The 26,174-nt window shown below is 62.0% G+C and carries 24 protein-coding genes; 4 read left to right on the forward strand and 20 right to left on the reverse strand.

What is annotated here, in order from left to right; all coding sequences use genetic code 11:
* Positions 1-14: 14 nt before the first annotated feature.
* The 3 genes from NCS02_RS22305 to NCS02_RS22315 are packed head-to-tail and all read left to right on the forward strand — an operon-like array spanning position 15 to position 2,922.
* The gene (locus tag NCS02_RS22305; protein WP_250503360.1) at positions 15-1,016 is read left to right on the forward strand and encodes a 4-hydroxythreonine-4-phosphate dehydrogenase PdxA; all 1,002 of its coding nucleotides are present in this window, start codon (positions 15-17) and stop codon (positions 1,014-1,016) included.
* Between the two features lie 4 nt (positions 1,017-1,020).
* On the forward strand, positions 1,021-1,977 hold the full coding sequence (locus tag NCS02_RS22310) for an amidohydrolase family protein (RefSeq protein WP_008348604.1): 957 nt from the start codon (positions 1,021-1,023) through the stop codon (positions 1,975-1,977).
* A 24-nt stretch (positions 1,978-2,001) separates the two neighbouring features.
* Positions 2,002-2,922 (forward strand): dihydrodipicolinate synthase family protein, encoded by a 921-nt coding sequence (locus NCS02_RS22315; RefSeq protein WP_250457527.1) that lies wholly within the window; start codon positions 2,002-2,004, stop codon positions 2,920-2,922.
* Here NCS02_RS22315 and NCS02_RS22320 read toward each other — a convergent pair whose 3' ends face one another.
* Complete coding sequence (locus NCS02_RS22320) at positions 2,923-3,834, reverse strand: LysR family transcriptional regulator (RefSeq protein ID WP_250436926.1); 912 nt, start codon at positions 3,832-3,834, stop codon at positions 2,923-2,925.
* Positions 3,835-3,928: 94 nt separating this feature from the next.
* Between NCS02_RS22320 and NCS02_RS22325 the strand changes: the two genes are divergently transcribed.
* Complete coding sequence (locus NCS02_RS22325) at positions 3,929-5,029, forward strand: NADH:flavin oxidoreductase/NADH oxidase (protein ID WP_008348610.1); 1,101 nt, start codon at positions 3,929-3,931, stop codon at positions 5,027-5,029.
* 42 nt (positions 5,030-5,071) lie between these two features.
* Here NCS02_RS22325 and NCS02_RS22330 read toward each other — a convergent pair whose 3' ends face one another.
* From NCS02_RS22330 to mdlC, 19 genes are all read right to left on the reverse strand, one after another.
* Positions 5,072-5,758, reverse strand: coding sequence for a substrate-binding domain-containing protein (locus NCS02_RS22330; RefSeq protein WP_250503361.1), 687 nt, complete (start codon positions 5,756-5,758; stop codon positions 5,072-5,074).
* Between the two features lie 5 nt (positions 5,759-5,763).
* A complete protein-coding gene (gene ligK / locus NCS02_RS22335) occupies positions 5,764-6,447 on the reverse strand; it encodes a 4-carboxy-4-hydroxy-2-oxoadipate aldolase/oxaloacetate decarboxylase (protein WP_008348612.1) in 684 nt (227 codons plus the stop codon).
* A gap of 1 nt (position 6,448) precedes the next feature.
* Positions 6,449-7,474 carry an amidohydrolase family protein gene (locus tag NCS02_RS22340; protein WP_008348613.1) on the reverse strand — a complete coding sequence of 342 codons (1,026 nt, stop codon included), beginning with the start codon at positions 7,472-7,474 and terminating at the stop codon, positions 6,449-6,451.
* Between the two features lie 15 nt (positions 7,475-7,489).
* Positions 7,490-8,839 (reverse strand): MFS transporter, encoded by a 1,350-nt coding sequence (locus NCS02_RS22345; RefSeq protein ID WP_034472432.1) that lies wholly within the window; start codon positions 8,837-8,839, stop codon positions 7,490-7,492.
* A 74-nt stretch (positions 8,840-8,913) separates the two neighbouring features.
* Entirely contained in the window at positions 8,914-10,215 is a 1,302-nt protein-coding gene (locus NCS02_RS22350; RefSeq protein ID WP_250503362.1) for a gallate dioxygenase, read from the reverse strand.
* A gap of 278 nt (positions 10,216-10,493) precedes the next feature.
* A complete protein-coding gene (gene dhaK / locus NCS02_RS22355; protein WP_250503363.1) occupies positions 10,494-11,483 on the reverse strand; it encodes a dihydroxyacetone kinase subunit DhaK in 990 nt (329 codons plus the stop codon).
* Between the two features lie 14 nt (positions 11,484-11,497).
* Positions 11,498-12,133 carry a dihydroxyacetone kinase subunit DhaL gene (gene dhaL / locus NCS02_RS22360; protein ID WP_250503364.1) on the reverse strand — a complete coding sequence of 212 codons (636 nt, stop codon included), beginning with the start codon at positions 12,131-12,133 and terminating at the stop codon, positions 11,498-11,500.
* Complete coding sequence (locus tag NCS02_RS22365) at positions 12,130-13,149, reverse strand: ABC transporter ATP-binding protein (protein WP_250441112.1); 1,020 nt, start codon at positions 13,147-13,149, stop codon at positions 12,130-12,132. The genes dhaL and NCS02_RS22365 overlap by 4 nt, the downstream gene beginning before the upstream one ends.
* Positions 13,142-14,257 carry an ABC transporter ATP-binding protein gene (locus NCS02_RS22370; RefSeq protein WP_034472427.1) on the reverse strand — a complete coding sequence of 372 codons (1,116 nt, stop codon included), beginning with the start codon at positions 14,255-14,257 and terminating at the stop codon, positions 13,142-13,144. The genes NCS02_RS22365 and NCS02_RS22370 overlap by 8 nt, the downstream gene beginning before the upstream one ends.
* Before the next feature lie 3 nt (positions 14,258-14,260).
* A complete protein-coding gene (locus tag NCS02_RS22375; RefSeq protein ID WP_008348936.1) occupies positions 14,261-14,455 on the reverse strand; it encodes a hypothetical protein in 195 nt (64 codons plus the stop codon).
* Positions 14,452-15,405: a carbohydrate ABC transporter permease gene (locus NCS02_RS22380; RefSeq protein ID WP_175982596.1), complete on the reverse strand. Its 954-nt coding sequence runs from the start codon at positions 15,403-15,405 to the stop codon at positions 14,452-14,454. The genes NCS02_RS22375 and NCS02_RS22380 overlap by 4 nt, the downstream gene beginning before the upstream one ends.
* Positions 15,402-16,358, reverse strand: a complete 957-nt coding sequence (locus tag NCS02_RS22385) for a carbohydrate ABC transporter permease (protein ID WP_008348939.1) — start codon at positions 16,356-16,358, stop codon at positions 15,402-15,404. The genes NCS02_RS22380 and NCS02_RS22385 overlap by 4 nt, the downstream gene beginning before the upstream one ends.
* A 72-nt stretch (positions 16,359-16,430) precedes the next feature.
* Positions 16,431-17,762, reverse strand: a complete 1,332-nt coding sequence (locus NCS02_RS22390) for an ABC transporter substrate-binding protein (protein WP_175982597.1) — start codon at positions 17,760-17,762, stop codon at positions 16,431-16,433.
* A gap of 114 nt (positions 17,763-17,876) precedes the next feature.
* On the reverse strand, positions 17,877-18,896 hold the full coding sequence (locus tag NCS02_RS22395) for a LacI family DNA-binding transcriptional regulator (RefSeq protein WP_175982598.1): 1,020 nt from the start codon (positions 18,894-18,896) through the stop codon (positions 17,877-17,879).
* Positions 18,897-19,150: 254 nt separating this feature from the next.
* Positions 19,151-20,296: an alpha-hydroxy-acid oxidizing protein gene (locus NCS02_RS22400; RefSeq protein ID WP_250503365.1), complete on the reverse strand. Its 1,146-nt coding sequence runs from the start codon at positions 20,294-20,296 to the stop codon at positions 19,151-19,153.
* Between the two features lie 157 nt (positions 20,297-20,453).
* Entirely contained in the window at positions 20,454-21,830 is a 1,377-nt protein-coding gene (locus NCS02_RS22405; RefSeq protein WP_250457533.1) for an MFS transporter, read from the reverse strand.
* Positions 21,831-22,018: 188 nt separating this feature from the next.
* Positions 22,019-22,954 (reverse strand): ketopantoate reductase family protein, encoded by a 936-nt coding sequence (locus NCS02_RS22410; protein ID WP_284502584.1) that lies wholly within the window; start codon positions 22,952-22,954, stop codon positions 22,019-22,021.
* 74 nt (positions 22,955-23,028) lie between these two features.
* Positions 23,029-24,480, reverse strand: coding sequence for an aldehyde dehydrogenase (locus tag NCS02_RS22415; RefSeq protein WP_175982602.1), 1,452 nt, complete (start codon positions 24,478-24,480; stop codon positions 23,029-23,031).
* 37 nt (positions 24,481-24,517) lie between these two features.
* Positions 24,518-26,131, reverse strand: coding sequence for a benzoylformate decarboxylase (mdlC, locus tag NCS02_RS22420; RefSeq protein ID WP_250503366.1), 1,614 nt, complete (start codon positions 26,129-26,131; stop codon positions 24,518-24,520).
* Positions 26,132-26,174: the final 43 nt, after the last annotated feature.

Below are 26,174 nucleotides of genomic sequence, written 5' to 3' on the forward strand. Positions count from 1 at the left end.
CGGACCATACAGACATGAAACCTCGCATCGCAGTGCTTCTCGGCGATCCCGCCGGCATCGGTCCCGAACTGATCGCGCGTCTCATCGCGAAGCCCGAGAATCGCGCGCGCGCCGATCTGCTCATCATCGGCGACAAGCGTGAACTCGATCAAGGCATGGAGATCGCGCAGCAACGCTTCGAGTATGGAGTCATCGACAACGAAGCGGCCGCCGCGCGCGATACCGGCGTGCCCTCGCTCATCGATTTCCGCCTGCCCGACGATGCGCCTTACGAGCGCGCCGTATCGACGGAACGCGGCGGCCGTTATAGCCTCGAAGCCTTCAAAGAAGCGCTTGCGATGACGCGCGCAAACCGCACGCAAGCGATGCTGTTCGCGCCCGTCAACAAGACTTCGCTGCACATGGCCGGCATGGAAACGAACGACGAGATGGAATGGTTCGCGCGTCAGCTCGACTATAGCGGCGCGTTCTGCGAGTTCAATGTGCTCGACGAATTGTGGACCTCGCGCGTGACCTCGCATATCGCGCTGAAGGACGTGAGCGCGAAGCTCACGCCCGAGCGCATCGTCGGCGCGGTGCAACTGATTCACGATGGTCTGAAGCGCGCGGGCGTGGACAAGCCGCGCATCGCGGTGTGCGGCTTCAATCCGCATAACGGCGACAACGGCGCGTTCGGCCGCGAGGAAATCGACGTGATCGCGCCGGCCGTCGAAGAAGCGCGTGCGCGAGGCTATGACGCGCAAGGCCCCTTCCCCGCCGACACCATCTTCGTGCGCGCGCGCGATCAGAAGGTCTTCGATGGCGTGGTCACGATGTATCACGATCAAGGCCAGATCGCGATGAAACTCATGGGCTTCTGGCGCGGTGTCACGGTGCACGGCGGCCTGCCCGTTCCGATCACGACGCCCGCGCACGGCACCGCGTTCGATATCCACGGCCAGGGCCGCGCCGATGCCGGCGCCACGCAAAAGGCCTTCGACATCGCCGTGCGCATGGCGCAAGACCGCGTGAGCTGACGCCATGATGCAAGAACGCATCGAAGCATTGCGCGAACGCTTTCTGCAAAGCGGCGACGACGCCGATCTGCCCATCGTCGACGCGCATCATCACTTCTGGGACGTGTCGCGCAACTATCATCCGTGGCTGCGCGATCTGCCGCGCATCGCGTTTCGTTACGGCGATTACGCGTCGATCTGCAAGAACTTCCTGCCCGACGACTACTTCGCGCAGGCGGGCAATCATCGCATCGTGAAGACGGTGATGATGGAAGGCGAATGGGATCCGCGCGACGTGCTCGGCGAAGCGCGCTGGGCGACGGCGCTGCACGAACGCACCGGCTTGCCGAACGCGATGGCCGCGCAGATCTGGCTCGATCGCGACGATGTCGCCGATGTCATCGACGCCTATCGCGAGATGCCGCTCGTGCGCAGCGTGCGTCATAAACCGAAGACCGTGCCCCGCGCGGAACATCGCGCGGATTTCGCCGCGCCCGGCTCGATGCGTTGCGAACGCTGGCGGCGCGGTTATGCGTTGCTCGCGCAAAGTGGCCTGATGTTCGAACTGCAGGCGCCGTGGTGGCACTTCGAGGAAGCCGCAGAACTCGCGCGCGACTTTCCGCAGATGAAAATCATCGTGAACCATGCCGGCCTGCCCGCCGATCGTAGCGAGGAAGCGCTAACGGCTTGGCGCGCCGCGCTCGATGCGCTCGCGCGATCGCCGAACGTATGGCTCAAGATATCGGGGATCGGCGAACCTGGCGTAAGCTGGCGTGTCGAGCGCAACGGACGCATCGTGCGCAATGCGATCGAAAGCTTCGGCGTCGCGCGATGCCTCTTCGCGAGTAACTTTCCGGTCGATAGCCTCGTCGTCACGCTCGATGATCTTTTTACCGGCTTCAAGACGATCGTCGCAGCGCGCTCGCGCGAAGAACGTCTCGCGCTATTCTTCGACAACGCGTGCGCGCTGTACCGGATCTAGACCAACCAAAGGAGACTTACTTCAATGGCTGCACCTGTTTATCGCGGCGTCTTTCCCGTCGCTCCGACCATCTTCGACGATCAGGGCCGCCTCGATCTCGAGGGCCAGAAGCGCGCGATCGATTTCATGATCGATGCCGGCTCGCACGGCGTATGCATACTCGCGAACTTTTCCGAGCAGTTCGCGCTATCCGATGCGGAACGCGACACCGTTCAGCGCACCGTGCTCGAACATGTGGCGGGCCGCGTGCCGGTGATCGTCACGACGACGCATTTCAGCTCGCGCATCTGTGCGGAGCGCAGCCGCGCCGCGCAGGACGCGGGCGCCGCAATGGTCATGATCATGCCGCCTTATCACGGCGCGACGATTCGCGTGGGCGAGCGCGGCATCCACGAGTTCTATCGCGAAGTATCGAACGCGATCGACATTCCGATCATGATTCAGGACGCGCCTGTCGCTGGCACGCCGCTCTCCGCGTCGTTTCTCGCGACGCTCGCGCGCGACGTCGAGCATGTGTCGTACTTCAAGATCGAAACGGCGCAGGCTGCATCGAAGCTGCGCGAGCTGATCGAACTCGGCGGCGATGCGATCGTCGGTCCGTGGGACGGCGAAGAGGCGATCACGCTGATGCCCGACTTCGACGCGGGCGCGACCGGCGCGATGACGGGCGGCGGCTACCCCGACGGCATCCGCAAGATCGTCGATGCCTACTTCGCGGGCGATTCCGACAAAGCCGCCGAGCTGTATCAGCAATGGCTTCCGCTCATCAACTACGAGAACCGTCAGTGCGGTCTCGCGGCGTGCAAGACGCTGATGAAGGAAGGCGGCGTGATTCGCTCGGATGCAGTGCGTCACCCGCTCGCGCCGATGCATCCTGCCGTGCGCGAAGGCTTGCTGAAAGTCGCGCGCAAGCTCGATCCGCTCGTGCTGCGCTGGGGACATTGACTAGCGCCGACGCTTCTTCTTCGAATCGGCCTTGATTGTGGGAACGCCCACACGTTCCCGCAAATACTCCACGGTCCGCGCGCAACGCGCGGGCAGCGGCCATTCCGCGCGGCGGATGAGCCACAGCGTATCGATCACCGGCGCGCCGCATTCGACCACGCCGATCGCTTCCGGCTGGCCGAACGCGATGCGCGCATAACGCGGTATCACCGTGAAGCCGAGTCCGCGCGCGACGAACTCCAGTATGAGGCTGATCTGATTGCTGAAGCCTTGCCGGCGCAAGCTCGCGACGCCTGGATTGCCCGGGAAGCGGCGGCTCAGCAGACGGCTCGCGGTCATGTGCGCTTCCGGATAGTCGATGAAGCCGAGCCGTTCGAGATCGCTCCATTCGTGTACGTCTTCGTTCGCGGGCACGACGAGTTCGAGCGGCTCCTCGATGAACTTGCTCGCCGCGAGACGCGGATCGTCGGGCTTCAACGCGACGATGCCGAGGTCGTAGCGGCTCTCCAGCACGGCTTCGAGCACTTCCGAATCGGGCGCGAAGCGATGACGCATCTTCCATTCCGGGCGCTGCTGCTGCAAATCGAGCAGCAGCGGAAACAGCACGAGCCCGATGCTGCCCGGCGTGATGAGGCCGATTTCGCCAGCTTCGTCTTCGCTATCCGACAGCCGGGAAGCGAGACGCTTGCCCGCCAGTTCCATCTCGTTGCAATAGTCGATCAACGCCCTGCCCGCCGGCGTGAGTTCGATGCCGCGCGGACGGCGAATCACGAGCAGGCCCAGTTCGTCTTCCAGATGACGAAGATGCTGGCTCACGGCGGCCTGCGTCAGATCGAGCCGCTCGGCGGCGCGCGTGAAGTTGCCGAGGTCGACGAGCGCGAGAAAGGTGCGCAGCCATTGCGGATTGAGCATCACGAAATTTTATCGAACCGATAATCTGCAGATAGTTTTCATTATGACACTGAACGGTTAATCTGAACGCCTTCATTGATACAGAGAACCACAGATGTCAGCACTCTTCACTCCTTTCAAATTGAAGGACGTTACGCTGCGCAACCGCATCGCCATTCCGCCAATGTGCCAGTACAGCGCCATCGACGGCTTCGTCAACGACTGGCACCTGAGCCATTACGCGAGCCTTGCGCGCGGCGGCGCGGGCCTCGTGATCGTCGAGGCGACGGGTGTATCGCCGGAAGGCCGCATCACGCCGGGATGCACGGGTCTTTGGGACGACGCGCACATCGAAGGCATGAAGAACATCGCGGCGGCGATCAAGGCGGCGGGCGCGGTGCCCGGCATCCAGATCGCGCATGCGGGCCGCAAGGCGAGCGCGAATCGTCCGTGGGAAGGCGACGATCACATCCCGTCCGACGATGCACGCGGCTGGGACACGCTCGCGCCATCGGCGGTCGCATTCGGCGGCGGGCTGCCGAAAGTGCCCAAGGCGATGACGCTCGACGACATCGCGCGCGTGAAGGCCGACTTCGCGGCGGCCGCACGTCGCGCACGCGAAGCGGGTTTCGAATGGCTGGAACTGCACTTCGCGCACGGCTATCTCGCCCAAAGCTTCTTCTCCGTCGATGCCAACCAGCGCGACGATCAATACGGCGGCGATCTCGCGGGACGCAGCCGCTTCATCGTCGAGACCTTCGACGCGGTGCGCGAAGTGTGGCCCGAGAACCTGCCGCTGACGGCGCGTTTCGGCGTCATCGAATACGACGGCCGCGATGAAGCCACGCTGAACGAATCCATCGAACTGACGAAGACGCTGCGTCGCAAAGGACTCGATCTGATGAGCGTGAGCGTCGGCTTCTCGACGCCCGATGCGCGCATTCCATGGGGACCGGCGTTCCTCGGCCCGATCGCGGAACGTGTGCGCCGAGAAGCGGAGATTCCGGTTGCGTCGGCGTGGGGCTTCGATTCGCCGCCGAACGCGGAACACGCGGTCGAATCCGGTCAACTCGATCTCGTGATGATCGGCCGCGCGCATCTGTCGAATCCGCATTGGCCGTATCAGGCAGCCAAGCAGTTGAAGGTCGAGAAGCCGTCGTGGGCATTGCCCGCGCCTTATGCGCATTGGCTCGAACGTTACGCCGTCGCTGAATGACGTCGTGAAATGAAAAAAGCGCGCAATGGTTGCGCGCTTTTTTTAGTAGACCGGCTCCATGCCGTGTTTGATTTTGGTCGCGTCGGTATCGCTCGAACCGAGAAACGCCAGGAACGCGCGAGCATCTTTCGATGCGCTTGCGTTCGCACCGATCGCGCCTTCGAATACCGTCTGCGTTTGAATCGCCGGCGGCAACATACCGAGCACGTCGATGCCTTCGACGCCGATCATCTCGCTCAACTGCTGGAAGCCGAGTTCGACTTCGCCACGCGCGATGAGCGCGCCGACAGCGACACCCGGCGGCGCCTGCACGATGCGCGATGCGATGCGTTGAGCGATGCCCCAACGCTCGAACAGACGCGTCAGATAGACACCGCTCGGCCCCGTCGAATAGCCGATGGTGCGCGCCGCGAGCACGGCTTCGCGCACGGCGGCTTCATCGTCGATGGCAGGACGCCGCGCGCCCGCTTTCACCGCGATCGCAACGCCCGAACGCGCGATCCGCACGCGACTCGCTGCGTCGACGTGTCCTGATGCCGCGAGCCGATCGATCGCATCCGAAGCGAGCACGACAATATCGAACGCTTCGCCCGCTTCGATACGCCTGACCGCCGCGACGCCGCCCACCGATACGATCGCAACGCGCTGGCCCGACTGCGCTTCATACGCGCAAGCGAGATCGTTCAGCACTTGGCGCGTGGCCATCGAAGAGATACCGGTGATGCTCATGCGCGTCAGTCGATATAGCGCAGGCCCGCTTTTTCCAGCGGTCCGCGCATCTTGTACATGTCGAGACCGAGCACGCCGCTTGCGAGCTTCGCGCGTTTTTCTTCCTCGAGCGCCTCGCGCGCAGTGGCTTTATCGAGCACCTGTTGCGCCGATGCGGACGGCACGACCACGACGCCATCGTCATCCGCGACGATCACATCGCCCGGCGTGACCCATGCGCCCGCGCACACGACCGGAATGTTCACCGAGCCGAGCGTCGCCTTCACCGTGCCCTTCGAGGAAATCGCGCGGCTCCATACGGGGAAGTTCATCTCCGTCAGCACGCGCACATCGCGCACGCCGCCGTCGATGATGAGCGCACGCGCGCCGCGCGCCTTGAAGCTCGTCGCGAGCAGATCGCCGAAGAAGCCGTCGGTATTGTCCGTCGTGCATGCGGCCACGACGATATCGCCAGGCTGAATCTGCTCGGCCGCGACGTGCATCATCCAGTTGTCGCCCGGTTGCAGCAACACGGTCACGGCCGTGCCGCTCACTTGCGCGCCCGCATAGATCGGCCGCATGTAGGTCTTCATCAGGCCGACACGGCCCATCGCTTCGTGCACGGTCGCCGAGCCGAGTGCGCCGAGCCTGGCGGCCGCATCCGCATTCGCGCGATTGATGTTGCGATACACCACACCCAGTTCGTACATATCAACGTCCCTTTGCTTTGAGCGCCGCATCGAGGCGCGGATACACGCGGCGCGCGTTGCCTTCGTAAATCTTGTAGCGCGCTTCCGGCTCGATCTGCGCGGCTTCGACGTAGCGCTTCGTATCGTCGAAATAGTGTCCCGTTTCAGGATCGATGCCGCGCACCGCGCCGATCATTTCGCTTGCAAACAAAATGTTGTCGACGGGAATCACGCGCGTCAGCAGATCGATGCCCGGCTGATGATAGACGCAGGTATCGAAGAACACGTTGTTGAGCAAATGATCCTTCAACAAAGGCTTTTTCAGCTCCTGCGCGAGTCCGCGGAAACGCCCCCAGTGATACGGCACCGCGCCGCCGCCATGCGGAATCACGAACTTGAGCGTCGGAAAATCGCGGAACAGATCGGACGTGAGGCACTGCATGAACGCGGTCGTGTCGGCGTTCAGGTAATGCGCGCCCGTCGTGTGAAAGCACGCGTTGCAGCTCGTGCTCACATGAATCATCGCAGGGATGTCGTACTCGACCATCTTCTCGTAGATCGGATACCACGAGCGATCCGAAAGCGGCGGGCTCGTCCAGTGCCCGCCCGACGGATCCGGATTCAGGTTGATCGCGACATTGCCGTATTGCTCGACGCACTTCACGAGCTCGGGAATGCACGTCGATACGTCGACGCCCGGGCTTTGCGGCAACATCGCCGCCGGAATAAAGCTATCGGGAAAGAGTTCGCTCACGCGATAGCACAGCTCGTTGCAGATCGCGGCCCAAGTGCTCGACACTTCGAAGTCGCCGATGTGATGCGCCATGAAACTCGCGCGCGGACTGAACACGGTGAGATCGAGGCCGCGTTCGCGCATCAGGCGCAATTGATTGCTTTCGATCGATTCGCGCAGTTCGTCGTCGCTGATATGCAACTCCGAAGCAGCCGGCATCTCCGATGGATTACTGATGCCGGCGATCTGCCGGTTGCGCCACCCTTCGAGCGCTTTTGGCGCGGTCGTGTAGTGGCCGTGAATGTCGATGATCATCCCTTACTCCAGGTACTAGTGTGCTGCAGTCGTTTGTGCGTGTGCTTCGTCGGCACGCGTGCGTTGTGCGACGAGAATCGATATTGCCGCGAGCGTCGCGGGCACGGCGAGCATCGCGAGGATCGCGCCGAACTCCCAACCGAGGCCGAGCAACGCGCCGCCGAATGCGGAACCGAAGATGCTGCCGAAGCGGCCCATGCCGAGCATCCAGCTCACGCCGGTTGCACGCGCGACGGTCGGATAACGTCCCGGCGCGAAGGCGTTGAGACCGGTTTGCGCGCCGCTCATGCAAAAGCCCGCTGCGAACACGAGCACCGCGAGCGACGACGACAGCGCGCCGATCCACGCCAGTCCGAGCACGCACACCGCGCCGCCGAGATACGCCGCGCTGATGACGGGCGCCGGACGCGCCTTGTCCATGATCCATCCGACGATGATCGCGCCGATCGTGCCGCCGATCTGGAACATCGCCGTGACGTTCGCCGCTGCGGAAACGGTGAGGCCCGCGTCCTTCATGAGCGTCGGCAGCCAGCCGGTCAGCAGGTAGATCACGAGCAGGCCCATGAAATACGTGACCCACAGCGCTGCCGTCATCAAACCGTAGCCGTGCGAGAACAACACGCCGATGGGCTTCTTCGTCGGCAGCGGAGGCTCGTTCGATACGAACGTTTCGCTACCATCGAAACGCGCCCCGCACACGCGGCCAAGCACCTTGCCAATGCGTTGCGAGGTCGCGCCGCGCACCGCGAGCAGACGCGCGGATTCAGGCAGCAGCCAGATTTGCAGCGGGATCAGCAAGAGCGGCAGCGCGCCGCCGAAGATCAGCACCGAACGCCAGCCGTGCACCGGAATCAGCCAGCCCGCGACGAAGCCGATCAGCGCGGAGCCGAGATTGAAGCCCGTGAACATGATCGTGATGAGCAGCGCGCGCTTGCGTTGCGGCGCGTATTCGGAGAGCAGCGTCGTCGTGTTGGGCATCGCCGCGCCGAGACCGATGCCGGTCAGTACGCGCAAAAGCGCCATGCTGGAAGGCGAATTCGTGAACGCGGTCGCGATCGTGAAGACGCCGAAGAGGAATACCGAGGTAATCAGAACCCACTTGCGCCCGATGCGATCCGATGCCGGTCCCGCCGCCAGTGCGCCGATCACGAGACCGATGGGCGCCGCGCTCATCACGAGGCCGAACGCGGGCCGCGAGATATGCCAGTCCGCGATGATCGATGGCGCGACGAAGCCCATGATCGCCACGTCCATGCCGTCGGCCGTCACGATGAGAAAGCACAGCGCCACCAGCAGCCACTGGTAGGCGGAAATCGGGCGTTCGTCGATGAAGCCCTTGATGTCGATGGTTTTACCGCTAGTCATGTTTGTCTCCTGTCCCCTGTTGGCCGGAGTCGGTGCTTCTGCGCTTACTCCGGTCCCATGCAACGCGTTCGTGTTTAGCTTCTGGCCTTTTCCGCTTTGTCCCAGTCGAGCTTCTCCGAGCCTTTGCCCGCGACCGAATACAACGCGCCCGGTGCGTTGCGCGTCTTTTGAAACGCTTCGAGCGTTTCGCCGCGCATCGCGGCGTAGATATGCAGATTCGATATGCCCGTCACCGCGCCGAGCTTTTCGAGCATGAAGAAGATCACGCCGTAATGAAGCAGGCCGCGCCAATCGCGCCGGCGAATGAGATCGCGCTCCTGCTCGGAAAGGCCCGCTGCTTCGAAGCTCGCTTCTTCATCGGCCTTGAATGCCTCGCGATGCGCGGGCTCGACCATGCGATGCAGATAATCGTTGATGCGATACGCGCGCACCGCCGTTTCGATCGAGAACGGATACGTGCCTTCGAGCTTCTCGACATCGGTGAGCTGAACGGCCATCTTCTGACGATGACGCTCGACGATCGCGGGCTTGGTCTCGCTGTCCTCGCCTTCGTAGATCGCGGTGGCGATGCCTGCCATCGACGGAAGGTAATAGCTGCGATGCTTGCACACGACGTTCGACGAAAGCGCACCGCGCATCGTCAGCCACATGATGACTTCGGCGCCTTCGTAGCCGCCGAGCGCCGCATATTCCGCGATGGTCATGTTCGCGAGCTGCTCGGGATCGCGCTCGAAGAGATCGAGGAAGCGCGCGTCCCATTCCGTGTTGTTGAAGCCCGAGCGCTCGCCGTGAACCTGATGCGAAAGACCGCCCGTCGCGAGAATCGCGACCTTGATGTCTTCCGGATAACTTTCGATCGCGCGGCGCAGCGCCTGCCCGAGCTTGTAGAAGCGGCGCGCGCTCGGCACGGGCAATTGCAGCACGCCCATCTGCAGCGGCACGAGCTTGACCGGCCATTCGGGCTTGTGCGGGCACAGCATCGAAAGCGGCGAGAAGCAGCCGTGATCGAGCGCCTTGTTCTGGAAGAACGACATGTCGAATTCATCGGTCATCAGCGAAGTGCCGATGTGCGCGGCGAGTGCGGGATGACCTTTGATCGGCGGCAGATCGCGCGCGCCGCCGCCTTCGTCCGCGACGCGCCATTCGAGACCGACGCCCAGCGCGAAGGCCGAATAGTGATCGAAAAAGAACGACGTGACGTGGTCGTTGTAGATCGTGACGATGACGTCGGGCTGCTTTTCCGCGAGCCAGTTCGCGAGCGGCGCGAAGTTCTCGAAGATCGGCGCCCAGACGGGATCGTCGCGCTTGTTCTTGTCGAACGCGAAACCGATGGTCGGCGTGTGCGAGGCGGCGATGCCTCCGATGATCCGTGCCATGTGCGCTACTCCTTCAGAATGCGTGGCCGAGCGGGCTTGCTTTAGGGAAACTGAAGCCGAAGGGTAGCGAGGAAGGAGGCAGGCCGGGTACTACGCGTAAACCAGAACTTTGCCTTTACGCATGGGGTTTTAGAGGCGCGGAAGGCCGCTGGGACGCGGCGCGCGGCGAAGCGCGCAAGGGCCGCGTCGCCGATATGCCGATAAACAAAACTGATGGCTCGTGAAAGAGGACGCAATTCCGGCCGAGCGACCGGACGATTGAAAACGTTCCGGCGAATCTACATTCCCCACCTGAGCGATGGCGTATGCACGGGGCTGTCCCAATGCCGCTTCATTTCATCGTCCAGCACGCACAAGGTGATCGACGCACCGGCCATTTCCAGCGACGTCGTGAGCGATCCGACCTGCACGCGCGTGACCGCGAGACCGCGCTGCTGCAGCCACGAGCGTGTGGAATTGAACAGCAGATACAGTTCGCCGAGCGGCGTGCCGCCCAGCCCATTGATCAAGACCAGCAGGTCCGAGCCGTTCCCCGGTTCCAGATCGGCGACGATCGCCGTCAGCAGTTCTGCCGCGATCGCGTCGGCGGCGGCAAAGCGCGTTCGCCGCCGCCCTGGCTCGCCATGAATGCCGACGCCGACCTCCATTTCATCGTCGCCGATCTTGAACGTCAGCGTGCCCGCTGCGGGCACGGTGCAACTCGAAAACGCGACGCCCATCGACGCCGTATGCTTGTTGATCCGGTCGCCGAACGCCTTGCATTGTTCGAGATCGGCGCCGCTCTCGGCGAGACTGCCCACCAGCTTCTCGACGATCACCGCACCCGCCACGCCCCGCCGGCCCGTCGTATAACTGGAGTTTTCGACCGCGACATCGTCGTTGATCAGCACCATCGCATTCGCCAACTCCGACATTTCGGATGCCATTTCGAAGTTCATCAGATCGCCGGAATAATTCTTCACGATGAAGAGCGTGCCCGCGCCCGTATCGACGGCCTTGGCGGCTGCCATCATCTGATCGGGCGTCGGCGAAGTAAACACCTGGCCAGGGCACGCGGCGTCCAGCATTCCGTACCCGACGAAGCCGCTATGCAAGGGCTCGTGTCCCGAGCCGCCGCCCGAGACCAGCGCGACCTTGCCCGGCTTCAACGTCTTGCGCCGCACGAACACAGGTTCGTGATTGAGCACGACGAGATCGTCATGCGCGGCGGCGAATCCGGCAAGGCTCTCAGTCAGAAAGTCGTCGACATGGTTGATGAACTTTTTCATGGCCTGCGCTCCTTTCACTCTCTGTATTGCGCGAGCCGCGCGCATACCGCACCGATCATCAACTGGCTCGACCGTGCGCCGGGATCGATGTGCCCGCGCGCGCGCTCGCCGAGAAACGACGCGCGCCCCTTGGTCGCGAGCATGTCGCGCGTCGCGAGCATGCCTTCTTCAGCCGTCCGCGGCAGCGCATCGAGCACGGCTTCGCGCGGCGCACTGCGCACGGCCAGTTCCATGAAGCGCGACGCGACAGGTATAAGCACGTCCATCATCGTCTTGCTGCCGGTGCCGGCCTTGCCGCGCTGGGCAACGGCATCGACTCCCGCGGCGAAGATCCGCGCCGCGTCCGCCACACTCAGGGTGTCCGCGTTCTGCGCCGCCTTCGCCATGCCATGCAGCAACGAAAAGAACAGCGGCCCCGACGAACCGCCCACCGTCGACAGCAATTTGGAGGCGGCCTGGTCCAGCGCGGGCGCAAACGCCTCGGCCTCGATAGCGGCGCGCATCGCAAACAGCGCATCCATGCCCCGCAACAGGTTGAAGATATGATCGCCGTCGCCAATCTGCTGATCGAGCGCGGCGATCTCGTCCGTATGTTCCTTGAGCGTCGCGTGCGCGGCTTCAATGCACGCCATGACCGTTTTCCCGTTCATGCCGGAATCCTCCTGCCGTCGGAGCGGAAATAGAGAAGACTGCGCAGAGGTAGCGACACGCCGACTGTCTGCCCCGGCGTGAAATTGCGCTCGGTCATGGTTGTCGCGACGATGGCGGTGCCGTCGCGCTCCATGATCAACAGATGCCGCAGCGGAGAATATTCGAGCACGCGAAGATTGAGCCCGTCGCGCGTATCGTGCGCGTGCAGCACGATGTCTTCAGGACGGATCGCGACCGTCGAGGTGCCTGCGGGCATCGTGGCAGGATCGAACAACACGGGCGGCAGCAAGTTGATGGGCGGTGAGCCGAGACGTTGCGCGGCGCCTAGCGAAGCCGGATTGCCATATACGTCGCGCGGCGCGCCCACCTGCACGATGCGCCCGTGTTCGAGAATGCCGATGCGGTCCGCGAGCGTGGTGGCTTCGACCTGATCGTGCGTCACGTAGATGATCGTGGCGCCGATCGTGCGATGCAGCCGCTTCAGTTCTATCCGCAGTTCCTCGCGCAACTTCGCGTCGAGCGACGACAGCGGCTCGTCCATCAGAAACACCTTGGGCTGACGCACGAGCGCGCGTCCGATGGCCACGCGCTGCATCTCGCCGCCCGACAGACGCGTCGCCAGATTGCCGAGCTTCGACTCGATATGCAACATCTGCGCGACCGACTGCACGCGCGCGGTGACTTCCGCCTCGCTCACGCGCCGCCGCGGGGAGCGCAGCGGAAACGCCAGGTTGCCGAACACCGTCAGATGCGGATACAGCGAATACTGCTGAAAGATGAAGGCGACGTCGCGGTCCGCGGGATGCATGTCCGTCGCGGCGGCGCCGTCGATGAATATCTCGCCATCGTCGGGCCGCTCGAGACCTGCGATGAGCCGCAACGTAGTAGTCTTGCCCGCGCCGCTCGGACCGAGCAACACGACGAACTCGCCCTCCTTCACGTCGAGCGACACATCATCTACCGCGACGATATCGCCGAATCGCTTCGTCACGCCATGCAAGCGAATTTCAGACATAAGCGCCTCCGTTGCCGCTTCCGTTGACGGCCATCTGCCGCGCGGCGCCGGGCAGCAGCTTGCCGCTCGATGCGTCGTAGAGGAGCGTGCGCTCCTTGGCGAACGACATCCCGACCTGCGACCCCGCCACCAGTCCTTCGTCCTTGCCGACCCGCACGCGCATCACACCCAGTGCCGTTTCGACGACGAGAATCTGATGCGAGCCGAGATATTCATCCGCGATCACGCGTCCACGCAACGCACCGCGCTCGTCGATCACGACATGCTCTGGCCGCACGCCGAGCAGCGCTTTCGCCGCGGACGTAGCCGTGCGCGGCACGGACACGGCGACGCCGGAGAGCGAGACCGATTCCGCGCCTGCCTCGACGCCGCCATCCACGGCCAGGAAATTCATCGGCGGGCTGCCGATGAAGCTGCCGACGAACACGGTCGCTGGAAAGTGATAGACCTCATGCGGCGACGCCGATTGCAGCACCTCGCCGCCGCTCATCACGACGATGTCGTCGGCCATCGCCATCGCTTCGCGCTGGTCGTGCGTCACGTAGACCGTCGTCGCGTTGAGCGCGTTATGCAGCTTGCGCAACTCGAGGCACATCAGTTCGCGGAAATCCGCATCGAGCGTGCCGAGCGGCTCGTCCATCAGAAAAGCCTTCGGGTGCCGGACGATCGCGCGGCCCAGGGCGACGCGTTGCCGATCGCCGCCCGACAGCCCGCCCGTCTTTCGGTCGAGCAGACTTTCGATGCGAAGCATATGCGCGGCCGCATCGACGCGCGCGGCAATCTCGCGGCGCGCAATACCCTCGTTCTTCAGCGGAAAAGCGATGTTGTTACGTACCGTCATATGCGGATACAGCGCGAACATCTGGAACACGAATGCAATATCGCGCTGACGCGCACGCAGCCCCGTGACATCTTCGCCGTCGATCAGAATCTGGCCCGAAGTCGGCAGTTCGAGCCCGGCGATCATGCGCAACGTCGTCGTCTTGCCGCAACCGGAGGGTCCGAGCAGCACCACGAAGCGGCCGTTGCTCACGGTGAGATTCGTATCGTGTACGGCAGTGAAGTCACCGAAGCGCTTATGAAGGTTGGATAGAACGATCGTCGACATGGCTCACTCCGGGAAGTGACTCGTCACGACGAATGCGAGCGCACCCGCCAGAATCACAGGGAACGACCAGGTATAGAGATCGACCGTGAACGGCTGGACGAGCATCGCAATGCCGAGGCCGATCAGCACGGTCGATGCGCCCTCGCCGTAGCGCCTGCGGAACAGACGGCGGCGCGGCATGACGGGCTGGGCTTTCATTTGCGTACCGCTCCGAAGGTGATCCCGCGCAACAGATGCTTGCGCAGCACAACGGTGAAGATCAGGATGGGCAGCACGAACAGCGTCGTCGCGGCCGCGACCGCTGGCCAGTCCTGCCCGCCCTCGCCGATGATGAACGGAATGAACGGCGGCATCGTCTGCGCGTCGCCGCTCGTCAGCAGCAATGCGAACGCGTACTCGTTCCACGCAAAGATCAGACAGAAGATCGCCGTCGCAGCAATGCCGGTGATCGCCTGCGGCAGCACGACCTTCACGAAGGCCTGCAACCGCGTGTATCCGTCGACAAGCGCCGCTTCCTCATATTCGCGAGGGATTTCGTCGATGAATCCTTTGAGTAGCCACACCGCCAGCGACACGTTCACGGCCGTATAGAGCACGATCATGCCGAGGTAGCTGTCGGCGAGGCCGAGCGTGCGATACATGAGATAGATGGGAATCGCCACCGCGATGGGCGGCATCATTCGCGTGGACAGTATGAAGAACAGCAGATCGTCGGCGAGCGGCACCTTGAAGCGCGAAAACGCATAGGCGGCCAACGTGCCGAGAAACACCGCAAGAAAGGTCGAGCCGAACCCGATCACGAGCGAATTGACGAAGCGCGGCAGGACCTTCGACGGCCCTGCAATCACCATGTTGCGCTTTCGGACATCGCGGTCGTACCAGGTCTCTGCGGGCGGCAAACTCGCGATGAACTCCGGCGTCTGCCGCGAGCGGATCGTGAAAAGATTCACGTAACCTTCCATCGACGGATGAAACACGACGACGGGCGGATACGCGATCGCATCCTCCTGTGTCTTGAAGCTCGTCAGGATGATCCAGACGATCGGCAGCGTCGCGATGAGCGCATACGCGATCACGACGACTGCGGCAAACGTCTTGCTGCGCGGCGATGCAGCCACCACCGACTGTTGAAGGGCGAGGTCTGTCATCGCTGTTTCACCCGGTTGAGCGCCTTCACATAGATGTTCGCCGCACCGAACACGACAACGAACAGAATGATCGCGAGCGCGGACGAATAACCCGTCCTCCACTTCTCGAAGGCTGCGCGCTTGAGCGTGATCGACACGGTTTCCGTCACGGAGCCCGGCCCGCCCGATGTCAGCAGGTTCACCATGTCGAACATCTTGAAGTTCTCGATCCCGCGAAAAAGGATCGCGAGCATCAGAAACGGCAGCGTCATCGGCAGTGTGATCGACCAGAACTGACGCCATGGCGAAGCGCGATCGACTTCGGCCGCTTCATAGATGTAGTCCGGAATCGATCGCAATCCCGCCAGGCAGATCAGCATCACGTAGGGCGTCCACATCCATGCATCGACCATGACGATCGTCCACGGTGCGAGCGGCACATCGCCGATCATCTGGAACGAGTTCGGCGGAATGCCCGTGAAAAAGCCGACGATGTCGTTGAAAAGACCCGTCTGCGGTTGCAGCAAAAAGGTCCAAAAGTTGCCGACGACAGCGGGCGAAAGCATCATCGGCAGCAGAATCAGCGTGGTCCAGAAACTATGGCCGCGAAACTGCCGGTTGATCAGCAGTGCGAGCCCGAAGCCGAGCAGCACTTCGAGTCCGACCGACCAGAAAACGAAGCGCGCCGTCACCTGCATCGCGTACCAGATGTCTTCGTCGGTGAGTATGTCCGTGTAATTGTCGATGCCGACATTGCGCGCGGGCACGCTCGGCATATTCGACTTGAAGTTCGTGAATGAGAGCCGCAATGCCCAGATCAACGGAAAGATGTTGATGGCGAGCAGCAGCACGATAGTCGGAAGAATGAACAGCCACGCGATGGTTCGGTCAGACAGTCCGCGCAAGCGCGCGGCCGCGCGCGTCTGCGCTTTGGTCTGCAACCCTTCCGGAGGAAAAGGCTTGTTTGCCAACATGCCTGACTCCTTGTTGTCGCGGACCGGCGAGATCGATCGGCTCGCCGGCCCGCGCGTTCATGTGCGGTAACGCTAGTTCTTCCCTTCCGCCTTGAATACTTTGTTCCAGTCCTTGACGAGCAGATCGAGCGCTTCTTTCGCCGTGCCCTTATCCGCAACCACATAGTCGTGCACGCGCTTTTGCATATCGAGCAACAACTCGGCATAAGTAGGCTCGGCCCAGAAGTCTTTCACTATCGACATCGACTTCAGGAATGCAGGCGCAAATGGCGCGCTCTTCGGAAAGTCCGGCGCGTCCACCACCGACTTCGCCGCGGAGTAGCCGCCGAGTTGCCACCACTTCTTCTGCACATCGGCTTGCGCGAACCACTTGATGTATTCGAGCGCGTCGGCCTTGTGATCCGAGTACGACACGACGGATATGCCTTGACCGCCAAGCTGCGTGAACTGTTTCGTTTCCTTCGGATTGACGAAGAAGCCGATCTTGTCGCCGCCGACATTCGGATCCTTGTACAGGCCGGGGAAGAAGGCGAACCAGTTCATCTGCATCGCGACCTGCCCCGACTTGAACGCATCGAGCCCTTCCTGCATGTAGGCGTTCGTCATGCCGGGCGCCGTGCAGCACTTGTAAAGCGCCTTATAGAATTCGAGTCCCTTTATCGCGCCTGGCGAATTCACGAAGCCCTCCAGGTGATACGGCTTCTTCGGGTCCTGGTATTCGAAGCCGAAGTTATAGAGCATGTTGGTCACGCCCATTGTGATCCCTTCCGAGCCGCGCTCCGTGAAGATATACACGCCATACACGGTTTTGCCGTCGATCTTTCGTCCCTGAAAGAACTCGGCTGTCTGCTTGAGTTCGTCCATTGTCGTGGGCGGCTCGAGTTCGCGCTTGTACTTTTGCTTGAACTCCGCGCGCAGTTCGGGCCTCGCAAACCAGTCTTTGCGGTAGGTCCAGCCCACGGCGTCCGCCATCGCGGGCAGCGCCCAGTAATTCGGCGTGTTCTTCGGCCACTCTGCGTAGCCGACGACGGTCGCCGGCACGAAGTCGTCCATCGAGATTTTGTTCTTGTCGAAGAAATCATTGAGCTTGACGTAGTGTCCATTGACCGCGGCACCGCCAATCCACTGACTATCTCCGATGATGAGATCGCACAGCTTTCCATGCGAATTCAGTTCGTTGAGGAAGCGGTCCGCATAACTCGTCCACGGCACGAACTCGAACTTCATTGCAATGCCGGTTTTCGCCGTGAAGTCTTTCGATAATTCGACGAGCGCATTGGCGGGGTCCCATGCGGCCCAACATAGCGTCAACTGCTTGCCCTGCGCATGCGCCGCCGATCCGAAGCTCAGTCCCAGCGACGCGACGAGCGCCGCTAATACCCTTGATGACGTAAGACGTAACATGTGTCTTCTCCTTGTCTCTGTCGGGTCTCAAACTGATGACAGACAGCGCCCATGCGCCGGACGCTGCATATGAGCTCTGGCGGACCGAAGCGAACTGTCCGCGTGTCGCGAGCTTCAGGCATGCGCATTCTCACGAAGATAGATACGGGTTTCGGGCGTCGGGATGGAAGGCACGCCGCGCACGTCGTTCAGGAAGTTGAGAGCGGCGAGACCGGCCCAATGGACAATGCCGCGCACGTCCTGATCGAGGATCACGTCGATCGCCCGCTCCGACAGCAGCGCCCGCGTATCGGCCGTGCACTCGTGGCCGATCAGTACGACGCGCGCCTTGTCGCCCGATTCCTGCAGCGTCGACGCGATGCCGGAAATGCCGCCGCACGTCACATACACGCCGACCAGATCCGGATGTCCCGCCGTCAGTCCTTGCACGGCGAGTCCGGCGCTGTCGTCGTCTTCGGCGAAATCGGGCTCCGTGAGCCAGCGCAGGTTGCGAAAGTCCTCTTCGAGCACCTGGGAAAAACCCGTCCGACGCTCGAGCTGATCGTGCAGACGCGACGACGCCGACAGCACGGCGACCGTGCCGATGCGCGAACCGACGAAGCGGCCCATCAGCAGACCCGCCGTTCGTCCGGCCATGCGGTTATCGACACCCACGTACGTGGCGCGCGCACTCGACGGCAAATCTGAAAAGACCGTAACGACGGGCACGTTGGCATCCATCATGTCCTGAATCATCCGCTCGACCCATGGGTAATCGAGCGGCACGAGCACGAGCGCGTCGTAGTCGATCAATTGCTGTGCGAGTGAGATCGCGTCGCGCTGGCTGGACAGGTCGCAACGGTAAAACGACGAGACAAGACGATGCTCGCGAAAGAAGCTGGCGGACAGCGCGATATCGCGTTCGACTTGATCGAGAAAGCGGGAATTGATTTGCGGTAAGACGAAGGCGACCCGGAACGATGTGGTTTTCGCAGGCCTGCCGCGGCTTGCGCGTTCGTCGCGCAGCGTGGCCAGCGCGAGATGTACACGTTCGGCCGTTTCGGGGCGCACCCCCTGGTCTTCGCGCAGCACACGATCGACCGTTGCCACGCTCACCCCGGCGCGGCGCGCAATCATCATACGTGTAGCTGGCATGGGTCTCCTCCGGTGCCAGGCGAAGAATCATTTTATGAACTCAAGATAGTTTTCTGCGCGGAGAATGCAAGCTTTTTTCACGCGTTAAATGCATCATTTTTGCCAGCATGCACCGTTGGATTTTTTCTCTATGTGCTTAATGTCGGCGCTTGCCTCGGCGTTGGATTCGCATCTGTGTGCCGATCAGAACGGATCTGTCATTAGTCATCCTTATAACGTCAAGAAAAGGGTGAACCGATGGCTGCCCCCCTCCGCTACAATGGCCGCCGAGCGACACAACTCCGATTGACTTCCATTATCGAACTGGACCCGATGAGGGCGAGGGTCCGGTCGATTTCCTCTTTGATCATCGCGATGACATCGGACACACCGGCCTCGCCTTTCGCGGAGAGCCCGTACAAAGTGGCGCGCCCAAGCATCACGGCCGTCGCGCCCAATGCGACCGCCTTCACCACATCGGCCCCTCTTCGGATACCACTGTCCAGAATGAGATCGGTGGTCGGCTTCGCATCGGAGATGCCCGGCAATGCGTCGATCGGCGCAGGAAGATCCGCGAGCTGTCGTCCGCCATGATTCGAGACTATGACACCGTCGGCGCCGATTTCCACGCATCTCGCGGCATCTTCAGCCGTCACGACGCCCTTGACGAGCAGCTTTCCGGGCCAGTCGTCGCGCAAGCGACGGAGGTCGTCCCAGCTAAAGCTCGCGTCCATTTCCCGCCGCAGCACCGCAGCCTGGGAGGCGGTATCAGAGGCGTCATCGGTCGCGAAGTTCTTCAACTGCGGCATACCATTCGTCAGGTAGGACCACAGCCAGCGGGGATGCGAAATGCCATCGAGAGCGCCTCGTGGAGTGACTTTGAATGGCATAGCAAACCCGTTTCGCAGATCGCGCTGCCGGAATCCATTTACCGCGACGTCCGTGGTCAGGATCAACGTCGAATAACGAGCCTCTCGCGCTCTCGTGACCAAGCTCTTCGCCACATTCCGGTGTACTACGTATAACTGGAACCACAAGTCTCCGTCCGCTCCCCTTGATACCTCCTCGATCGACATGTTCGACGCGGTAGAGAGTGCGAACGGGATCCCAGCCTTGCTTGCAGCGCGTGCAAGCGCAAGATCTCCGTCGGGCCAGAACGCACTATTCAGACCTGTCGGCGCGATCACGAGCGGCGACGAAATTTGTCTCCCCAGAAGGTCGGTAGACTGCACACGCTCGCTCACATCGACAAGACGCCGGGGACGCAATTCCCACTTGTCAAAGGCGGCACGATTGTGCGTCAGGCCGGACTCGTCGTCGGCCCCGCCTTCGAGATAGTCGAATACCATCCTCGGCAACCGACGCCGAGCCGCGGAACGATAGTCACCGACGGAGAAGATATGGGGAAACGCTCTTGCCATGATTGTGTCTTGCTTGACCGAACTGGAAACGTGGGGAAGAAAGCAATTTCTTGGCGTGTGTCACGGGCCGTCGAGCGACGACAGAGGAAGACCAACCGCAGTTGCGACTGGCAGACGGAGCGAGAATGCGCCGCTCATGCCAGTCGCCGACCTCGCGCTACTCAGTGACGACTTGCGTGACCAGCCGCTTCTGACGAAGCGCCGGGATATGGTTTCTGACCTGCGACAGCGAGATCAGTACCAACAGCATGGCGACCCCGAGCATCGCGAGATAAAGGGACGCTCCGCCCACGGTGATGACGACGGCGCCAGCGAATGCGCTGAGGATCGCACCGAGTCGTCCAAACGCGAGCGCCGAAGCGAGGCCGGTTGCTCTCACGCGAGTCGGATAGACATACGCACACAAGGCGTACATCGTCGACTGAACTGCATTGACGAAGAGACCGTGGACGCCCAGACCGATAACCAAGAGGCTCGTGTGACTCGCCACATCAACGCCTCGCAGAAAAAAGGCGCTCGCACATCCTCCGGCGCAGCACACCAGGAGCGGCCAACGCGAACCAAAGCGCGTGATGGCCAAGGCGCAGATGAGTGCCCCGAAGACGCCGCCGAGGTTATATGCGGTCAGGCCCGAACCGGCAAGTGCCACGGGAAGCCCTTCGGATGCGAGCATGGTCGGCAGCCAGCTAAAGGCGGCGTAGACCGCGAGCAGGCACATGAAAAACGCACTCCAGATAGCAATCGTGTTACGTCGCTGAGCCGGCTCGAAGAGCGACCCGAAGCCGTCGCGTTGTTCGAGCCTTTGCTCGGCGGCGTCGACGAAAGTCGTCTGCGCACTAATCGGCCGCGACATTCTCGCAAGGAGCGCACGCAACTCGGTCCAGCGCTGTTCCTTGCGAGCGAGAAAGCGGGGAGACTCCGGGAACACGAAAAACAGCAGAATGCCAAGGGCCAAGGGGATCGTGCCACCGATGAAGAACAAGCCACGCCAACCGAAGGTCGGCAAGACGGCACCGGCGAAGAACCCGGCAAGCATGCCCCCGAGCGGCACGCAAACGATGGTAGACGTAACGGCGAGCGTGCGGCGACGTGCCGGGGTGAACTCTGCGGTCATCGTCGTGGCACTGGGAAGCGCTCCGCCGATGCCCAGGCCCGCGATAAAGCGAAGCGCGGCGATCATCGGTATGTCTTGCGCAAGCCCGATGGCGCAGGTTGCCGCGCCGAACACCACGACGCTACCGATGAGCGCCCAGCGCCGGCCAAACCTGTCGGCGAACAAGCCAGCGCACGCGCTCCCGACGCCCATGCCAACCAGACCCGCCGCCACGGCCGGCGCGAACGCATTGCGCGTTATGCCCCATTCTTTGATGATGGTGGGAATGGCGTAACCGATGAGCTGGCCATCGAAGCCGTCCATGATGATCGACAGTGCGGCCAGGCAAACGACGAACTTCTGAATGAGCGTAAAGGGGCCGTCGTCGAGAAGACTGCCAATGTCAGCAGTCTTCGAAGCGCTGAAGGTCTGCGGATTCATTGCTCGACCTCCGCGCGCACATTCGATGGTCTGTCGATTGCAACAAGGTCCGCGACGTCGCGCGGGAGCATGGCAAAACATATCTTCATGGCGATGTCTCCTGGGTACGCTGCGCCGGGTCGATCGGCGCGTCTTTTGATGCATGATCGCGGACGTTTGTTGTTCTCGGTTGACGTGCCCGCGGCTACCTACTTCGCAACGGCTGATGCGTTTCGCGCGTCGATAAGCCTGACGAGCTTTGCCAATGTCTCCGTGTGCGGAACGGACACGTTGATGCTGCGGGCCACTTCAACGACTGCGCCGTTGATGCCTTCGATCTCTGTCTTTCGCCGGGCCAGAACGTCTTGCAGCATCGACGGCTTGTGCCCCTTGTGCTGTTCGATCGCATGAACGATGTTTGTCGAGCACACGCTCAGATCCGCGGAAACGCCGCTGGCGTTCGCCACTGCGATGACCTCGGCGGCCACGGTCAGTGCCAGGCTCTTGCTGTCCTCCAGCAGTCCAAGCTGGTCCACCGTCGTTCCAGTGACCGCACAGATGCTGTTGAGCGCAGCGTTGAACGCCACCTTTTCCCAGATAGCTGCCCAGACGTTGTCGTCGATCTGACAATTCAATCCGGCGGAATTCAGAGCCTCGGCGACGGCATTGACTTGGGAAGTGCGTTCACCGTCGGCGCTCATCATGCGAATTTTCCCTTCGCCGTGACTGCTCACCGAGCCAGGACCGACAAGGTCCGCCGGCCACGTGGTAACGCCAACAAGCACGTTGGAGAGCGGCACGAAGTCTCGAATCGCTTCGACGTTCCCGAGTCCGTTTTGCAGCGTGAGCACGGCGGTTGTCTCGCCGAGCAGATGCTCGATGCCGGACAAGGCCGCGCGCGTGTGCATCGACTTCGTGAAGAGCAACAGCAAGTCAGGCGGTTTATCCGTAGCTTCGGGTCGTATCGCGTTGATGTTCGTGATTGCGCGAGTATCGTCATCCATCTCCAAGCGGAGGCCCTTCGCACCGATAGCGTCCAGATGCGGTTGATTGATGTCGATCAGCGTGACTGAGTGACCGGCTTCCGCCAGGCGGCCGCCGAACAACGACCCCATCGCTCCTGCACCGAGTACGGCGATTTCCATAGTTGACATGTCGACCGCGGCTGCGGTCTTACCTGAGTTGTCGAACGAGTTGACGAGGGTGACAGGGACGTAACTCAGAACGGATAGTGTCGCGGCGACGTTTGCACAGTGACCCAGCGCAAGTCGGTAAAAGCGGCAATGCCTGCCTGTCCGCCGAAGTGGCCAAAGCCACTACCTTTGACGCCTCCAAAGGGCATCTGCGCTTCGTCGTGGACGGTTGGCCCGTTGACGTGGCAAATCCCGGATTGGATGCGGCTCGCCACCCGCATCGCGCGCGCGACATCGCGACTGAACACGGCCGCAGCGAGACCGTATTCGTTATCGTTAGCGCATCGGATCGCTTCTTCTTCGCCGTCGACGCGCACGATTGCCTTGACAGGGCCAAACGTCTCTTCGTTGTAGATCCGCATGTTCGGTCCAACGTTATCGACGAGCGTTGCAGGCATAAGGGTGTTCTCTGCTTTTCCCCCGCAGACCATCGTCGCGCCTTTGTGCAAGGCGTCATCGATCAAGGCGTTGCATCGTTGTACCGTCGCCATATCGACAACGGAGCCCAACACGACCGGCCCCTTTCGAGGGTCGCCGAGCGGCAGCGTCTTAACCTTTTCACCGAGCTGAAGAACAAACTCGTCGGCGATCGCGCGATCGACGATGATGCGCTCGGTGGACATGCAGATTTGTCCTGAATTCGCGAAGGCGCCGAAAGCGGCAGCATCGACCGCTGCCGCTATGTCGGCGTCGTCGAGCACGATCAGCGGGGCCTTTCCGCCCAGTTCGAGAACAGACGGTTTGAGATGCCGTGCGCAGCTTTCCGCGATGATTTTCCCGACCTTTGTCGAGCCCGTGAAATTGACACGTCGGATAGCCGGATGCGAAATCAGCGCTTCGACAACCGGACCTGCATCGGCAGGCGCGTTCGTGACGAAGTTGACGACGCCTGCGGGCAATCCAGCATCCATGAAGGCTTCCGCAATGAGTGCGTGCGTCGCCGGGCAGATTTCCGAGCCCTTCAGTACCACCGTGTTACCGCAAGCGAGTGGAAGCGCAACCGCACGCACGCCAAGGATGACAGGCGCATTCCACGGCGCAATCCCGAGGCATACGCCTGCGGGTTGCCGAACCGCCATCGCCACGCTGCCGGGGACGTCGGACGGAATGACTTCGCCTGAAATTTGCGTGGTCAGTGACGCTGCCTCCCGCAGGCCGTCAGCGGCCAATCGCACATTGAAGTCGGCCCAGATGCGCGAAGCGCCCGTTTCGGCCGCCATCGCGGAAGCAAACGCCTCCGCCTTCGCTTCGAGCGCTTGCGCCGCGCTAAGGAGATAGGAACGACGCTGGGTCGGGCCCTGCTGAGACCAATGAGCAAACGCGACGGCAGCTGAATCCACTGCATCACGAACGTCGTCCAGCGTACACGCGGGGGCCACGCTTGCGACGTCCTGATCCAAGGGGTTAGAACGTTGGAATGTCGCGCCATTGCTCGCGCCGACATGCGCTCCGTTGATAAGCATCGAAATCGTCTTCATAGTCTCCGCCTTATGTTTCTCTTTTCCTGTAGGCCCTTCAGGCAATCACGACCTCGACAAGACGCGGCTCGCCCGCCTCGAGGGCTTCCTTCAACTTGTCCGCGAGCTCCGCGGCGTTCGCGACACGGAGACCTTTACAACCCATGCCCTGGGCAAGCGACACGAAATCCAAGCCGGGAAGATCAGTGCCCTGAACAGCGTCGTCGGAAGCGAATCCAAACACCGGCGCAAACTCTTGAAGCGCGGCATAGCGCTGGTTGTTCAGAATGACGAACGTGATCGGCAGACGCATCTGCACCGCGCTATAGATCGCCTGGATCGAGTACATGCTCGAGCCATCTCCGATCAATCCAATCACTTTGCGATCGGGAAGAGCGAGCGCGACGCCGACCGCTGCAGGCATGCCGTAGCCCAAGCCGCCGCTAGCCATCGTGAAAAACGTATTGCTCTTTGTGAACGGCAGATACCGTTGCATGACCGGGCGAGAACTCGGTGCCTCTTCAACGACAACGTCGTTCGGATCGCGAACCTCCGCGAGGGTTTGCAGCGCGAAGGCGACCGACATCACGGGCGACGGCTCGGCACGAGGTGCTCTTGGCCGAGGCTCAGGCAAAGGACGCGTGTCTGGCGCCGCACGCGCAAGCAAGTCAAGCAAGCCGAGGCGGACGTTGCCGACCACCGCAGCCCCTCCGGGCGTCCACGCCGCGACGTTGGGGTCGTCGATGAGTTGATAAAGCGCCGCGCCCGCCGGCACGTGCGGGCCTGTACCTTCGACGTGATACGAAAAGGCAGGCGCGCCAAGGACGCAAACGACGTCATGCCCATCGAGCAGCGAGACGATCTTTTCACGCATCGCGGGGAGAAATCCCGCGAAAAGTCGATGGTCCTCGGGGAACGAACAACGCGCGCTCATCGGCGCGACAAAGACGCGTGCGTTATGTCTCTCGGCCAGCTGAACGACTTCCTTCCATGCGCCCGCCCGGTCGACTCCCGCACCTACCACGAGAGCCGGCGTTCTCGATGCGTCCAACGCTGCGCCGAGTTTCGCCAATGCCTCCGGGTCGGGACGAACCGAGTTGCTGACAGTCGCGCGCTCATGAAACTCCGCAGGCTGGTCCCAGTCATCCACGGGAATTGAAACGAAGACAGGCCCACGCGGCTCCTGCATTGCGATGTGATACGCGCGCTCCAGCGCGCGCGGCACGTCTTGCGCACGCGCGGGTTCGATCGCCCACTTCACGTATGGCTTGGGCAACTCGACTGCCTGTGCGGCGGAAAGGAACGGGTCGAACGGCAAGATCGAACGGGCTTGTTGACCCGCCGTGATAACGAGCGGCGTCTGATTCTTGAATGCCGTGAAGATATTGCCCATCGCGTTGCCGACGCCGGCCGCAGAATGAAGGTTCACTAACGCTGCGTTTCCAGTTGCTTGCGCATAGCCATCGGCCATCCCGACGACTGCCGCTTCTTGTAAGCCCAGGACGTATCGGAAGTCGGCAGGGAAGTCCCGAAACATTGGAAGCTCCGTCGATCCAGGGTTAGCAAAGATCGACGTCATCCCCAGTTCGCGCACGAGCTTAATGACGACATCCCTGACGGTGGCGTGTGTCGACGGACTGCTTCCTTCGCCTTGTTTGTCGCTGCCTGTCATTGCGATTCCTCTTTGGTTCAAGAGCGTTTCTGCTCTTCGGTGA

The organism is Caballeronia sp. NCF2, from assembly GCF_023631205.1.
GTDB lineage: Bacteria > Pseudomonadota > Gammaproteobacteria > Burkholderiales > Burkholderiaceae > Caballeronia > Caballeronia zhejiangensis.